This window comes from Polynucleobacter acidiphobus (assembly GCF_003065385.1).
Taxonomy (GTDB): Bacteria; Pseudomonadota; Gammaproteobacteria; order Burkholderiales; family Burkholderiaceae; genus Polynucleobacter; species Polynucleobacter acidiphobus.
In genome coordinates this window covers 1,762,548-1,776,243 of sequence record NZ_CP023277.1, presented here as the reverse complement: position 1 = coordinate 1,776,243, position 13,696 = coordinate 1,762,548, and the positions used below count along the sequence as shown (strand labels likewise).

Here is a 13,696-nt window from a genome sequence, read left to right as displayed (position 1 = left end):
TAATTAGGATTCAAAGATGACCCAGTCAGGCCCTACAGACAATAATCATGCAATAAAGCAATTGGTCTATCCATATGGGGAGACCCTAGTGGCGCAGGGAGAAACATTAGAACTTGCTCCAGGTGTGTATTGGATACGGATGCCACTGCCATTTGCCCTTGATCACATTAATTTATGGCTTTTACGGGATCGATTGGATGGCCAGGAGGGTTGGACCATTATTGACTGTGGAATTACGAACGACCTTACAAAGTCATGCTGGGAATCCATCTTTGCCAATCATCTCCAAGGTTTGCCTATTTTGCGAGTGTTAGTGACCCATATGCACCCAGATCATATTGGCCTTGCCCATTATTTATGTGAGCGCTGGAAGGTCGGGTTATGGATCTCGATGAGCGATTTTCTGATGGCCCAATGGTTAAGCAGTAAGGAGGGCGGTACTGCGATTGGTTCTACCCCAGGTAATGGCGGAACGGCTGATCACTATGAGCGCCATGGCTTGCAGCATGCCGAAGATCTTGAGCGCATTCGTAGTCGTGCAGATTATTACAGTCGTTTGGTGCCTGAAGTGCCTAAACGGTATCGTCGTATCATGGATGGTGACCATATTCAAATCGGCGAGCATGATTGGGTCGTATCGATGGGCTATGGGCATGCACCTGAACATGCTACGCTCTATTGCGCATCCCAAGGAATCTTTATCTCGGGCGATATGGTCTTGCCTCGTATCTCGACCAATGTCAGTGTCTATGACGCCGATCCGGATGCAAACCCCTTAGACCTCTATTTGCGATCGATTGATCGTTGGCGCTCATTGCCTGCTAAAACGCTCGTTTTGCCATCGCATGGCAAACCGTTTGTGGGCTTACATGAACGGATTGAGCAGTTACATGAGCATCACCGTGCTCGGTTAAGTGAGACCGTGATGGCCTGTCAAGAGCCGCGAACTGCGTATGAGATCGTTCCAGTCCTATTTCGGCGACCGCTTGATAACCATCAGCTTAGCTTTGCCATGGGCGAAGCTATTGCTCATTTGAACTATCTGTGGCACCAGAAGATCTTGCAGCGCTCTTTGAGCGCGGACGGGATTTGGCGCTTTTGCGCTCTCTCGACTTAGATTCTGAGGACCCCTCGGCGCCCGATGGGCTGGGAGGGTTGGCCATCGCCTCGCCAAATGATTTGATTGCCATGAGAGTGGCACGCTGCACTTCAAGGGTCTGAATGGTTGACTTTAGAACATTGAGGTTCATCCTCAGCCAAGACTCAACGCTTTTGAGGTCTTTGATGCGCTTATCCAATTCCTCAATATCGAAGGTTGGCATTGCGCTATTAAAGCCTGACATGCCGCCACTCATGTCTGGCATAAAAGAAGCTCCAGGAGCCCCAGTGGCATTCTGACCCCACATCGTTTTGAACATTTCTAGGCTTTGGTTAAAGTCGGGTATTGCGCCAAACATATTCTCTCCTCGCGGGCTAAATAATCACATTATCGATAAAATGGTGGGTCAATGAAGATTAATACGAGTTCTGCGCCAATGCAATCCCAAGGAAGTCAATTAAAGCCTATCTCGCCGTACACCCGAGGCGCCATTCTTCCTACCTTATTAAGAGAACGAATCTTAATTCTGGATGGGGCCATGGGGACCATGATTCAGCAGAAAAAATTTACTGAAGAGGATTATCGGGGTTTAAAAACCACGCAGCGCTTTGCCAATCATCCGATTGATCTCAAAGGTAATAATGAATTACTGGTGCTTACTCAACCAGAAGCGATTTTGGATATTCATCGGCAATACCTTGAGGCAGGCGCTGATTTAATTGAGACCAATACCTTTGGTGCTACGTCGATTGCACAAGACGATTACAAAATGCCTGAGCTGGCGCGCGAGATGAACGTGCAGGCAGCGAAGCTCGCGCGTCAAGCCTGCGATGAATACTCAACATCGGATAAACCCCGTTTTGTGGCCGGCGCAATTGGACCGACTCCAAAGACTGCGAGTATTTCGCCAGATGTGAACGATCCAGGCGCTCGTAATGTTAATTTTGATAGTTTGCGTGCTGCTTATCGTGAACAAGTCGAAGGACTATTTGAGGGCGGCGTTGATTTGCTATTGGTGGAAACCATCTTTGATACGCTCAATGCCAAAGCCGCATTGTTTGCCATTGATGAATTTTTTGAAGAATCCGGTGAGCGCTTACCGGTGATGATCTCAGGAACGGTCACCGATGCATCGGGCCGAATTCTTTCGGGGCAAACGGTCGAAGCATTTTGGAATAGTTTGCGCCATATTAAGCCTCTGACGTTTGGATTAAATTGCGCTCTTGGTGCAGCATTAATGCGACCCTATATTGCTGAATTGGCGCGCGTTTGCGATACAGCGGTCTCGTGCTACCCGAATGCTGGCTTGCCAAATCCAATGAGTGATACGGGTTTTGATGAAACCCCCGAAGTCACCTCAGGGCTTGTCGATGAATTTGCTCGTGATGGATTAGTCAATCTGGTCGGAGGATGTTGTGGAACAACCCCTGACCATATTCGTCAAATTGCAAAGGCGATGACTAAACGAAAGCCCAGGCCTTTTCATAGTGACCGGACCGAGGAAGTGGCATGAGTAAAGCAACGATGCAGCCAATGCGCTTATCCGGGCTAGAGCCTTGCAATATCTCGCCCCAGATTGGCTTTGTAAATATTGGTGAGCGCACCAATGTGACCGGTTCAAAAGCGTTCTCGCGCATGATTTTGAATAATCAGTTTGATGAAGCGCTCGCAGTTGCCCGTCAGCAGGTTGAGAATGGCGCCCAAATGATTGATATCAATATGGACGAGGCCATGTTGGATTCAGAAGCAGCGATGGTGCGCTTTCTCAATCTGATTGCTTCTGAACCTGATATCGCTCGAGTACCTATCATGATTGATTCGTCCAAGTGGACTGTCATCGAGGCGGGACTGAAATGTATTCAAGGGAAGCCGATTGTTAATTCAATTTCCTTGAAAGAGGGCGAGGAGCAATTTAGGCAGCAGGCAAAATTGATTAAACGCTACGGCGCGGCTACGGTTGTAATGGCTTTTGATGAAAAAGGCCAGGCCGATACCTATCAACGAAAAATAGAAATTTGCCAACGTTCATACAAGATCTTGGTTGACGAGTTGGACTTTCCGCCCGAAGATATTATTTTTGATCCCAATATTTTTGCGATTGCTACGGGGATCGAAGAGCACGATAACTATGCGGTGGACTTTATCGATGCTACCCGTTGGATTAAAGAACACTTACCAGCCGCTAAAGTAAGTGGTGGCGTATCGAATGTGAGCTTCTCCTTCCGAGGTAATGACCGGGTGCGTGAAGCCATTCATACGGTCTTTTTGTACCACGCGATTCAGGCGGGTATGGATATGGGAATTGTGAATGCGGGACAGCTTGGCGTATATGCTGACCTAGACCCTGAGTTAAGAGAGCGTGTTGAAGATGTGGTCCTAAACCGCTTTCAGGAGAAAGACGGACAAACGCCGACGGAGCGTTTACTCGCGATTGCGGATCAGTACAAGGGTGGGGGCATCAAGCAAGAAGAAAATTTAGTGTGGCGCGAGGCACCTGTGCGCGAGCGCTTAACCCATGCACTTGTTCATGGCATCACCAATTTTATTGTCGACGATACCGAGGAGCTACGTGCTGAGATTATGGGCTCGGGCGGGCGGCCCATTGAGGTGATTGAGGGACCCCTCATGGACGGAATGAATGTGGTGGGCGATTTATTTGGTGCTGGCAAGATGTTCTTGCCTCAAGTGGTCAAGAGTGCACGGGTCATGAAGCAGGCCGTGGCCCATCTAATTCCGTATATCGAAGAGGAAAAGAAGCAATTGGTTGCAGCTGGCGGAGAGAGTAAAGCCAAGGGCAAAATCGTGATTGCAACGGTCAAAGGCGATGTGCACGATATTGGAAAAAACATCGTAACCGTTGTCTTGCAATGCAATAACTTTGAAGTGGTCAACATGGGGGTAATGGTTCCCTGCGATCAAATTCTAAAGAAGGCGAAGGAAGAAAATGCCGATATCGTTGGCCTATCTGGATTAATTACGCCCTCATTAGAAGAGATGACCTATGTTGCCCAAGAAATGCAACGGGATCCACATTTTAGGGAGAAAAAAATCCCATTACTAATTGGCGGTGCAACAACTTCGCGTGTCCATACAGCCGTTAAGATTGCGCCACACTACGAAGGTCCAGTAGTTTACGTACCGGACGCATCTCGTTCTGTTTCGGTTGCATCGAGTTTGCTCTCCGATGAGGGAGCAAAGAAATTTGTGCAGGATTTGCTGAATGATTATGAGCGTATTCGTCAGCAGCATGCGAATCGAAAGAGTACCCCATTAATTAGTCTAGAAGCTGCTCGTGCCAATCGTGAGTCAATTGATTGGGTGAATAGTCAAACTATTAAGCCAAAATTTATTGGTCGACGGGTCTTTAAAAATTATTCATTGGCTGAGATTGCTAAGTTCATCGACTGGACCCCATTTTTTCAGACCTGGGATCTGGCAGGTAAATTCCCTGCCATTTTGGACGATGAGGTTGTAGGGATTGAGGCCCGCCGTGTCTACCAGGATGCGCAGGCTATGCTGGAAAAACTCATTAAAGGCCAATGGCTCCAGGCCGATGCAGTGATTGGTCTTTTCCCTGCCAATAGTGATGGTGACGATATTTTGTTTTATGCCGATGAGGAGCGCTTGCAACCATTCCTTGTGTGGCATAACTTAAGACAGCAAGCCGAGCGCCCTATTGTCGATGGTGTAATGCGCCCAAATCGGTGTTTAGCAGACTATGTCGCCAGTAAAGCTAGTGGTGTGCGCGATTACGCAGGTTGCTTTGCGGTGACTACAGGTCATGGGGTTGACGAAAAAGTCGCTCAATTTATGGCCAAACACGATGACTACAGTGCCATCATGCTCAAAGCTTTGGCCGATCGTTTAGCGGAGGCATTTGCGGAGCTCATGCATTGGCGGATCCGAACCGATCTTTGGGGATATGCGGCCAATGAGCAACTAAGCCCAGATGATTTAATCGATGAAAAGTATCAAGGGATTCGTCCGGCTCCTGGTTATCCAGCCTGCCCCCAGCATGATGTCAAGCAGGCGATGTTTGCCGCCCTAAAGGCAGACGAAATTGGCATGAGTCTCACAGAGTCATTGGCTATGAATCCTGCATCGAGTGTGAGCGGTTTCTATCTGGCCCATCCGAATGCCCAATACTTCAATGTCGGAAAGATCGGGATGGATCAGGCAGATGATTTAGCCAAGCGAAGCGGACAATCGCTTGATCACATTAAGCGATCGCTAGCCAGCTCTTTGGATTAGTGGTTCACACACCCCAGACCACCGGCTCCTGGTTTTTTAGCGCCTGACGCAGTAGTTCAAGAAAGGGGTAAGCCCTTCGTCCCAAGAGGTCAGGATCGGTCGATTGATCCTCGTCATCGCCAGTACCTGAGCTAGGCGCCTTATCGTGTTCAGCATCAATCGCAGCCTGCAGCCGTTCGATGTATCCCGGAATTTGTTCTGGCAGAAAAATACCCTGATTCTCGAATGGGCGGCCAATGGCATTAAAAATTCGATGCGTTAGGTCATCGAGCATGATGACAGGGGCTGCATTTTTGGTCTGGAATTGATGAATCATGCATCAAGCTTACCATCACTGATAAACTTTCATCTCTATGTTGTCTAGCCAAAAAACTCAGCTCACGCAATGCATCACTAATGCTCTGAATGCCCTAGCGCAAGAGCGTGGACTCGCAGCCGGTGAGTTTCCGATTCCGCATTTAGAGCGACCCAAAGTTGCCGACCATGGCGATGTTGCATGCAATATTGCTTTGCAAATTTCGAAGGCCTGGAAGACCAATCCGCGCGAGTTGGCACAAGCCATTCTTGGCCAATTAAATCAATTTCCTGAGTACGGACAACTGATTGCAAGCGCTGAAATTGCTGGGCCCGGATTCATTAATTTTCGTTTGAGTCTTGCGGCCAAGTCTGCGGTGGTGGGACTTATATTACGTGAGGGTGCAGGTTTTGGCCGTCGGGATAGCATGGGTACGTCAGACCCGGGCCTGCCCAAGCGGGCCATGATTGAATTTGTATCTGCTAATCCCACCGGACCTTTGCATGTTGGACACGGGCGTCAGGCAGCTCTCGGTGATGCATTGGCCAATCTTTTAGACAGCCAAGATACTGATGTGCATCGGGAGTTTTATTACAACGATGCCGGAGTTCAGATTCATAATCTCGCGCTATCGGTGCAGGCGCGTTTACGGGGTTTGAATCCCAAAAGCCCCAATTGGCCCAAAGAGGCCTACAACGGTGAGTACATTGCTGAGATTGCCGAGTCTTACCAAGGTGCTGGGCATGATCCGTCTGATCTAGAGAAAATCCGTCAATATGCAGTGGCCTATTTGCGCAAAGAGCAAGATATTGACTTGAAGACCTTTGGCGTGCAATTTGACCAGTTTTATTTGGAATCTTCTTTGTATACCGATGGAAGCGTTAAGCAGGTTATTGGCGATCTTCAAGCAGTTGATAAAACCTATGAAGCCGATGGCGCTTTATGGCTAAAGACCACTTTAGATGGTGATGACAAGGACCGTGTAATGCGCAAGTCCGATGGTAGCTATACCTATTTTGTTCCAGATGTGGCTTATCACATCAACAAATGGAGCCGTGGTTTTGAAAAAGTGATTAATGTTCAGGGCAGTGATCATCATGGCACGATTGCTCGAGTCCGCTCTGGAATACAGGGAGTAGCACAAAAACGTAATTGGCCAATTCCAACCACCTATCCCGATTATGTGTTGCATAAGATGGTCACGGTCATTCGCGATGGTGAAGAGGTCAAACTCTCCAAGCGCGTTGGCTCCTATGTCACGTTGCGAGATTTGGTCGAATGGTCTGGCGGCATTCATCCACAAATGACCGATGATGAGCGAAATCTGGCGTTGCAGCGTGGGCGCGATGCAGTTCGCTTTTTCTTGATCTCGCGTAAAGCGGATACCGAATTTGTATTCGATGTGAATCTAGCTTTGCAACAGAATGATGAGAATCCCGTCTTTTATGTGCAGTATGCCCACGCACGGATTTGTTCGATTCTTCAGCAATGGGGCGGGGAGTCTAGCGCCTTAGAGCATGCGAATTTGAGTCTGCTTGACAGTAAGGCGGCCGATCACTTATTGCGGCGATTATCTGAGTATCCGGAGGTATTAGCCAATGCTGCGCACGATTTGGCCCCTCATGCGGTTGCCTTCTATCTGCGTGAACTCGCCGGCGACTTTCATACCTTTTATAACGCAGACCGCGTTTTGGTGGACGACGAGCATCTTAAATTAGCACGCTTGGCCTTGTTGGCTGCTACACGGCAAGTCTTGGAAAATGGCCTAAAAATATTAGGGGTTAGTGCCCCGCAAAAGATGTAATTTAAGCGGCTTGCTCGCATTTTTGAGCAAGAGTTAAGATAGAGGCCATGGCTGACATTAAATCATCCGACGCACTAGAAAAGCGATCTGCTACCCAACTACTGGGCTCATCCGAATCGGGCGGAATGATTATGGGTGTTTTGATTGGCGTTTTTGTTGGGGTAGGTCTAGCGCTGATTGTGGCGTGGTATTTAATGAAATCGCAGCCGCAAGAAAAGCCAGGAGTTCGGGCCCCAAGCGCGCCTGCTTTTATGAAGCCGCTCCCACCAAAATCAGACAAAGAGACCGAGGAAGAGACTGCGGTTGCCGCACCTCAGCTTGACCTTAATAAGCCGCTACAGACCAAAGTTCCTGGCATTGGCGGAGCCGACCCCGCACGCGATCCAATCGCAGATATTGCAGCGGGTAAGACCCCCGAAGCGAAACCTGAGCCTAAAGCAGATACTTTGTTTTATGTTCAAACCGGTGTATTTAATCAGCGCACTGAAGCCGATGCACAAAAGGCAAATTTAGCCATGCAGGGTATTCAGGCGCAACTGAGTGAAAGCGCCGTTGATGGAAACTCGGTTTGGCGAGTTCGGATTGGCCCATTTGGCAGCATTGAAGATACCACCTCCGTTCGCAGTAAATTAACCATCCTTGGAATTAAACCCACTGTTATTCGTGTAAATCGATCATGAAATCTTTATTCAAAATCTTTGTCCTGATCTTGACCTTATTTGGTCTGCAATCATTTGCACTTGCACAAGCCCCGATTAAGGTTGAAGAAGGTTTTGATTACCGCGTTTTACCGATTGCCCAGCCAATCGATGTAAAAGGTAAGGTCGAGGTGATTGAATTCTTTTGGTATGGCTGCCCCCATTGCTTCGAGTTTGAGCCCGATCTAAAGGCTTGGTTAAAGCGTCAGAATAAAGATGTTGTATTTAAGAAAGTGCCCATTGCCTTTCGTGATGAACTAATGCCCCATAGCTTATTGTTTTATGCCCTGGAGTCTTTGGGAAAGGGTGAGGCGCTTAATGACAAAGTGATGTTTGCCATGCATCGTGAGAACAAGCGACTTCTCAATGAAAACGAGATTGCCGATTGGGTCGCCGCTCAAGGCGTTGATCGTAATGCATTCTTAGCAGCCTATCGCTCGTTTGCTGTTCTTTCAAAAGCCCGCGCTGCTAATCAGTTAGGGAATGCCTACCGAATTGATGGTGTACCAACCGTGGCGATTCAGGGGAAGTACATTACATCGCCATCGATTGCTGGCTCACGTGCCAAGTCTATTCAGGTGATGGATTTCTTAGTGAATAAAGTCCGCAAAGACGGCTACAAATAGACTTAGATCTTCACAAATTTACGCAATATCCAAAAGTAGATTGGGTAGGGCAAGATGCGTAAGAACTTTAAAAAACCTGAAAAGCGTTTGGGGAAGTGAATATCAAATTCTCCGCGCGTAATTCCATCTAGGATTTCATTAGCGGCAGTCTGTGCAGAGATCAGGGCCGGCATTTCAAAGTCATTTTGAGCAGTTGCTTCGGTTTCCACAAAGCCCGGAGAAATCATATGAACCCCAATACCCTTGGGCTGCAGATCATAAAACAAGGTTTCGCAGAAATTAATCATCGCTGCCTTTGTTGGCCCGTAAGCCAAGGCCTTGGGTAAACCGCTATAGCCTGCAACACTGCCGACAATGGCAATATGTCCGCTACCGCGGGCAAGCATCGCCGGCAATACAACCCCAACTGCACGCATTGGACCCAAGAGATTCGAATCGACCGTTTTCTCAGCGTCGGCCATATTGAAGGTATCTGCTCGCATCGGAATATAAATTCCGGAGACAAAAAGCAGTAAATCAATACCGCCCCATTCGTTCTCAATCTTCTGATATGCCTCTTGAATATCAGCCTCACGCATGACATCAACAGGTAGGATTAGATAATCGTCCTTTGGATGAGTCTGAGCAATTGCCTCAAGGCGTTCGACGCGACGACTCGATAGTGCAACCCGAGCTCCTTTTTGAAAAAGGGCCTTAACGCAAGCCTCACCAATGCCGCTCGATGCCCCAATCACCCATACGCGTTGTTGCTGATAGTTCAAAATCGCTGGTTGTTTCATTGATTACCCTATTTCGGTTGGTGGCTGAGCGTAAATTGAACGACATCAATATTTTGTTCTTTGAAGCCGGCTGCACAGTACATCAGATAAAAGTTCCATAACCGAATGAAGGGTTCATCAAACCCAAGCTCTCGGATTTCAGGGAGTTTTTGATTAAAGTGCTCATACCAAATACAAAGGGTTTTGGCATAGTCATGCCCAAAGGCGAATTCACATTCGATTTGCAGCCCCGCTTGTTGTGCATAGTGTTTAAATGCTTCTCGGGATGGCAACATCCCACCCGGGAAAATATATTGCTGAATAAAGTCCGTGCTTTTGCGATAACGGTCAAACAGATTTTCAGCGATCACAATCGTTTGAATACATGCTTTGCCATTTTGCTTCAGGCAGCGGGCAATGGTTTCAAAATACATTGGCCAATATTGCTCGCCAACTGCTTCAAACATTTCAATGGAGGCGATCCCATCAAATTGATCCTTGCAATCCCGATAGTCTTGAAGTCGTACTTCATGGCGATTGGGCCATTGTCGATTGACGCGATCCATTGCAAATGACTGCTGTTCGGTTGAGAGGGTGAGTCCTGTAACCCGGTGACCGGCAAGGGCTGCTTCTTCCATAAATCCACCCCACCCACAACCAATCTCTAGAATCTTGCTATTGGGTTGAAGTGCCAGAGAATTTAAGATATTGCGATATTTTGCCCGTTGCGCAAGCTCCAAACTGGCATTCGAGTCAGCCCCAAACCAAGCGCTCGAATAGGTCATGCTGGGATCAAGCCACAGGCGATAAAACGCATTGCCTAGGTCGTAGTGCGCATGAATATTCTTTTTGCTGCCCGCCTTATTGTTCCGGTTCAGAAAATGACGAAATCGATACACTAAGGACCCGAACCAATTGCCATAAATGGCACGTTCAAGAACATTGCGGTTCTTGACGGCGAGGTCGAGTAACTTTTCAAGATGGGGGCTGTCCCAATCCCCGCGGATATACCCTTCAGCAAAGCCAATATCACCATGCCGCAAAATGTCTTGGAATGCAGACCAGCGATGGAAGCGAATCTCAGCATGTAAGGAATCGGTTCGATTGCCAAATTCACGCTGTTCACCATTTGGAAAAGTCATCACCAGATGACCGATGGATAACTGCTTTAAGAGGCGCTCAATGGTCCGAGCAGCAAGACTTAGTTTTCCATCTGCCGGGATTTTTTCAGTGCGCGATACCGATAATTTGTGGAGCAGGGATTGTCCGGGTCGAATCATGAGCTTACTTCAATTCTAGGGGGCGTTGGTTTTGAGTAAAATGGTACCCCCTTTAGCCAAAGTTTGAGGGCTTGCCAATGAATGCGCGCAATCACGCCAAAGGTCATCATCGGGTAACGCAGCTTCGCACGGCTCAAAGCAGAGCGTGACAGGGGAAAATCTTGACCACTAATGCTGGTGTAGATCAGTGGCTGATGATCGGTGTAAAGCTCAATGCGACATACCGAATCCATTTTGCGTTGGCTGTCTTTGGAAAAAAGAAACCGAAACCGATACTCACCAGAAACATCACAAAATGGCGATACATGAAAAATTTTCTGACTAATCAGCGTTTCGCCTGAAAATAATTCTGCACCATCTTTTTTGTGAAGCAGGTAACAGTGCCGTTCACCAAAAGTGTTATTCACTTCAGCTAGGATCGCACGTACCGCTTGATGCCCATCCGTGTAGATCCAAAAGCTAACAGGATTAAACACGTAACCTAACACTCTTGGAAATGTTTGTAGCCAAATTTCACCATCAGGAATTGAAACACCCTCTTGCTCAAAAAGAGACTCTGCCCAGGCCAGAGAATTTTCCGTACCGTGACCATGATCGCGGTCGTAAAACGAGTAAAAGGCCCATTGGTTATCGCCCATGCCATATTGTTTGAGAAGCTCGGGATTACGATTGCGCTCTCGCATTGGGATCTTTAATGTGAAGACTCCATAACTAAATCGATTGACTACCGGTCTTAAGCGGCTATGCTTGACTTGACCAAAATTAATCAGTGGATGCGCCATCGCTCGCAATACTAATCTTTATCTTAGTTAGCCGATTGCAATGGCGGGCGCTTAAGCGGGGCATGGAGCGAGGCAACAAGGTCAGCTGCGACCAATTCTCCTGAGCGAAGACCGTCCTCATGAAAGCCGTATCCAGTCCACGCGCCACAGAACCAAATTCCTGCCTTACCTTGAATTAATGAAAGATTCTTCTGTGCCGAAATCGCTTTGGCATCAAAAATGGGATGTGAATAGGAAATCTCCTTAAAGACCAATTCAGGTTTTGGGTCAATCAGGGGGTTAAGGCTCACAATAATCGGTTCTTCATGCAAAGCAGCTGGTAGGGGTTGTAGCTTATTGATGAGATAGTCCACACTGACCGATTGAATCTGATTTTTGGTGTAAGTGGTTTTATAGTTCCAGGCTGCCCAGCAGCGCTTGGTCTGAGGTAAAAGGCTGGCATCACGGTGTAACACCGCACGATTTGCTTGATAGGGGATGGCAGCTAAGAGAGAGCGATCAAATTCATCAATCCCATGGAGTAGTTTTAGGCTTTCATCGCTGTGGCAAGCCATGATGACTTCGTCAAAATAATGAATCCCTTGGGAGCTAATTAATTCAATACGCTTATCTGGGCTTTGTGCATCTGGCACATTCACTTTTTTGACCGACTCACGAATTAACTTAAATCGATCCGGATGCATCGCGTTGATTAGTCTTGCCACATACTCTTTCGATCCACCCTTCACGGTTAGCCATTGTGGACGATTGTTGACCTGCAAGAGTCCATGGTTATGACAAAACCGCACCATGGTTTCGATCGGAAACTCGAGCATCTGTTGGGTGGGGCATGACCAGATCGCACCAATCATTGGCAAAAAGTACCACTCCCTAAACGATTGACTAAATCCATGTTCATCCAGAAACGACGCGATCGATTGCAACTGCTTTGGATCGGTGCTATGCCCGGCGCTTACTTGTTTCGTTGCTAGTGCCGTTGCCAAGCGATTAAAACGTAGGATATCGGCAACCATTCTCCAAAATGCTGGGCGAAGTAGATTCTTTCGTTGCCCAAATAAAGTATTGAGATTATCGCCCGACCATTCTAGAGAGTGATCAATGGAAACCGAGAAGGTCATTTCCGATAAGGCAATTGGAACCTGCAGTTCCTCAAATAAACGCGTTAGGCGCGGATAGGTTTTTCGGTTAAAGACTAGAAACCCAGTATCCACGGCGCACTTGATTGCACCATTGCGACCCGGAACCTCAATATCAACGGTGTTGCTGTGTCCGCCAATATGCGAAGCTTCCTCAAATAGCGTGACATGAACCCCCGCATTTTTTTGTAATGCATATGCGCAGCCTAAGCCGGAGATGCCGGCGCCAACAATCGCAACTTTCTTTTGGGGCATGGAATGGGAAGCAGTATTCACGAGGCTTTTGACTTTAGTAGTTTTTCAATTTCAGAGGTAATCGATTTGCTATCGGGTTTCGTTAGGCTATTAAAGGAATCAACAATATTGCCGTCACGATCAATCAGGTATTTGTAAAAATTCCACTTTGGAGTGGTCCCCGTTTTGACAATCAACATCTTAAATAGAGGATTCGCTTCTCTGCCACTAACGGAGCTTTTAGCAAACATTGGGAATTTTACATCGTAGGTATTTTTGCAAAACTCCGCGATTTCTTTATTCGATCCGGGCTCCTGTTGCCCAAAATCATTCGATGGAAAGCCCAGAATCACAAAGCCACGATCTTTATAACGGGCATAGATTTTCTCGAGTGACTCATACTGACTGGTAAAACCACAAAAGCTGGCTGTATTCACGACCATGATGACCTTACCTTGGTATTGGCAAAGACTTTGTGGGATTTCATCCTGAAGCCTTGGAAAGGTATGTGACAGTGCGGGACTGCACTTATTTACCGATGGGTTGGCCTGGGCATCATTTGGACTTAGCATGGTCGTTGCACCAAATAGGGAAATCATGATTAACCATTTCATCAAGAATCCTCACTTTTAAGCTAGAAACCTTGAAGTCTACCGTCTTCCGCCTTCTTTTGTGTTTTGGGGAAAATTACCCCTTTAATTCAGGATCGAGCAGGGTTTTGGGTAGGAATCAT

General features: G+C 47.4%; 13 protein-coding genes. 6 read left to right on the top strand and 7 right to left on the bottom strand.

Annotation, left to right across the window (positions count from 1 at the left end; genetic code table 11):
• The first annotated feature begins 16 nt into the window (after positions 1–16).
• Entirely contained in the window at positions 17–1,117 is a 1,101-nt protein-coding gene (locus tag AOC32_RS09335) for an MBL fold metallo-hydrolase (RefSeq protein WP_108509191.1), read from the top strand.
• On the opposite strand, the gene AOC32_RS09795 is transcribed toward AOC32_RS09335, so the two are convergent.
• Positions 1,023–1,457, bottom strand: coding sequence for a PhaM family polyhydroxyalkanoate granule multifunctional regulatory protein (locus AOC32_RS09795; RefSeq protein WP_159074936.1), 435 nt, complete (start codon positions 1,455–1,457; stop codon positions 1,023–1,025). The two genes, AOC32_RS09335 and AOC32_RS09795, sit on opposite strands and share 95 nt — an antisense overlap.
• 78 nt (positions 1,458–1,535) lie before the next feature.
• Here AOC32_RS09795 and AOC32_RS09330 point away from each other — a divergent pair, with 78 nt between their 5' ends.
• Entirely contained in the window at positions 1,536–2,612 is a 1,077-nt protein-coding gene (locus tag AOC32_RS09330) for a homocysteine S-methyltransferase family protein (RefSeq protein ID WP_108509420.1), read from the top strand.
• Positions 2,609–5,350 carry a methionine synthase gene (gene metH, locus AOC32_RS09325; RefSeq protein WP_108509190.1) on the top strand — a complete coding sequence of 914 codons (2,742 nt, stop codon included), beginning with the start codon at positions 2,609–2,611 and terminating at the stop codon, positions 5,348–5,350. The genes AOC32_RS09330 and metH overlap by 4 nt, the downstream gene beginning before the upstream one ends.
• A gap of 4 nt (positions 5,351–5,354) precedes the next feature.
• On the opposite strand, the gene AOC32_RS09320 is transcribed toward metH, so the two are convergent.
• Positions 5,355–5,666 carry a DUF1840 domain-containing protein gene (locus AOC32_RS09320; RefSeq protein ID WP_108509189.1) on the bottom strand — a complete coding sequence of 104 codons (312 nt, stop codon included), beginning with the start codon at positions 5,664–5,666 and terminating at the stop codon, positions 5,355–5,357.
• Positions 5,667–5,703: 37 nt separating this feature from the next.
• On the opposite strand from AOC32_RS09320, the gene argS reads away from it, so the two are divergent.
• From argS to AOC32_RS09305, 3 genes are read left to right on the top strand one after another with little or no spacing between them, the layout of a single operon-like run.
• Positions 5,704–7,449 (top strand): arginine--tRNA ligase, encoded by a 1,746-nt coding sequence (argS, locus tag AOC32_RS09315; protein ID WP_108509188.1) that lies wholly within the window; start codon positions 5,704–5,706, stop codon positions 7,447–7,449.
• A gap of 47 nt (positions 7,450–7,496) precedes the next feature.
• Entirely contained in the window at positions 7,497–8,129 is a 633-nt protein-coding gene (locus AOC32_RS09310) for an SPOR domain-containing protein (protein ID WP_108509187.1), read from the top strand.
• Complete coding sequence (locus AOC32_RS09305; protein ID WP_108509186.1) at positions 8,126–8,773, top strand: thiol:disulfide interchange protein DsbA/DsbL; 648 nt, start codon at positions 8,126–8,128, stop codon at positions 8,771–8,773. The genes AOC32_RS09310 and AOC32_RS09305 overlap by 4 nt, the downstream gene beginning before the upstream one ends.
• Before the next feature lie 2 nt (positions 8,774–8,775).
• On the opposite strand, the gene AOC32_RS09300 is transcribed toward AOC32_RS09305, so the two are convergent.
• Genes AOC32_RS09300 through AOC32_RS09280 form a run of 5 tightly spaced genes read right to left on the bottom strand, consistent with a single transcriptional unit; the run spans position 8,776 to position 13,577 of the window.
• The gene (locus tag AOC32_RS09300) at positions 8,776–9,552 is read right to left on the bottom strand and encodes an SDR family NAD(P)-dependent oxidoreductase (protein ID WP_108509185.1); all 777 of its coding nucleotides are present in this window, start codon (positions 9,550–9,552) and stop codon (positions 8,776–8,778) included.
• Positions 9,553–9,560: 8 nt separating this feature from the next.
• The gene (locus AOC32_RS09295) at positions 9,561–10,811 is read right to left on the bottom strand and encodes an SAM-dependent methyltransferase (RefSeq protein WP_108509184.1); all 1,251 of its coding nucleotides are present in this window, start codon (positions 10,809–10,811) and stop codon (positions 9,561–9,563) included.
• Complete coding sequence (locus AOC32_RS09290; protein WP_108509183.1) at positions 10,808–11,593, bottom strand: DUF1365 domain-containing protein; 786 nt, start codon at positions 11,591–11,593, stop codon at positions 10,808–10,810. The genes AOC32_RS09295 and AOC32_RS09290 overlap by 4 nt, the downstream gene beginning before the upstream one ends.
• A gap of 23 nt (positions 11,594–11,616) precedes the next feature.
• Positions 11,617–13,005 (bottom strand): NAD(P)/FAD-dependent oxidoreductase, encoded by a 1,389-nt coding sequence (locus AOC32_RS09285; RefSeq protein WP_234409750.1) that lies wholly within the window; start codon positions 13,003–13,005, stop codon positions 11,617–11,619.
• Positions 13,002–13,577 carry a glutathione peroxidase gene (locus AOC32_RS09280; protein ID WP_108509182.1) on the bottom strand — a complete coding sequence of 192 codons (576 nt, stop codon included), beginning with the start codon at positions 13,575–13,577 and terminating at the stop codon, positions 13,002–13,004. The genes AOC32_RS09285 and AOC32_RS09280 overlap by 4 nt, the downstream gene beginning before the upstream one ends.
• Positions 13,578–13,696: the final 119 nt, after the last annotated feature.

What these genes read in the sequence shown, in the direction of transcription:
- AOC32_RS09280 (WP_108509182.1), bottom strand. Translation starts at nt 13,577, where the DNA reads ATGAAATGGTTAATCATGATTTCCCTATTTGGTGCAACGACCATGCTA.
- AOC32_RS09330 (WP_108509420.1), top strand. Translation starts at nt 1,536, where the DNA reads ATGCAATCCCAAGGAAGTCAATTAAAGCCTATCTCGCCGTACACCCGA.
- AOC32_RS09320 (WP_108509189.1), bottom strand. Translation starts at nt 5,666, where the DNA reads ATGATTCATCAATTCCAGACCAAAAATGCAGCCCCTGTCATCATGCTC.
- AOC32_RS09310 (WP_108509187.1), top strand. Translation starts at nt 7,497, where the DNA reads ATGGCTGACATTAAATCATCCGACGCACTAGAAAAGCGATCTGCTACC.
- metH (WP_108509190.1), top strand. Translation starts at nt 2,609, where the DNA reads ATGAGTAAAGCAACGATGCAGCCAATGCGCTTATCCGGGCTAGAGCCT.
- AOC32_RS09300 (WP_108509185.1), bottom strand. Translation starts at nt 9,552, where the DNA reads ATGAAACAACCAGCGATTTTGAACTATCAGCAACAACGCGTATGGGTG.
- AOC32_RS09305 (WP_108509186.1), top strand. Translation starts at nt 8,126, where the DNA reads ATGAAATCTTTATTCAAAATCTTTGTCCTGATCTTGACCTTATTTGGT.
- AOC32_RS09290 (WP_108509183.1), bottom strand. Translation starts at nt 11,593, where the DNA reads ATGGCGCATCCACTGATTAATTTTGGTCAAGTCAAGCATAGCCGCTTA.
- AOC32_RS09335 (WP_108509191.1), top strand. Translation starts at nt 17, where the DNA reads ATGACCCAGTCAGGCCCTACAGACAATAATCATGCAATAAAGCAATTG.
- AOC32_RS09795 (WP_159074936.1), bottom strand. Translation starts at nt 1,457, where the DNA reads ATGTTTGGCGCAATACCCGACTTTAACCAAAGCCTAGAAATGTTCAAA.
- argS (WP_108509188.1), top strand. Translation starts at nt 5,704, where the DNA reads ATGTTGTCTAGCCAAAAAACTCAGCTCACGCAATGCATCACTAATGCT.
- AOC32_RS09295 (WP_108509184.1), bottom strand. Translation starts at nt 10,811, where the DNA reads ATGATTCGACCCGGACAATCCCTGCTCCACAAATTATCGGTATCGCGC.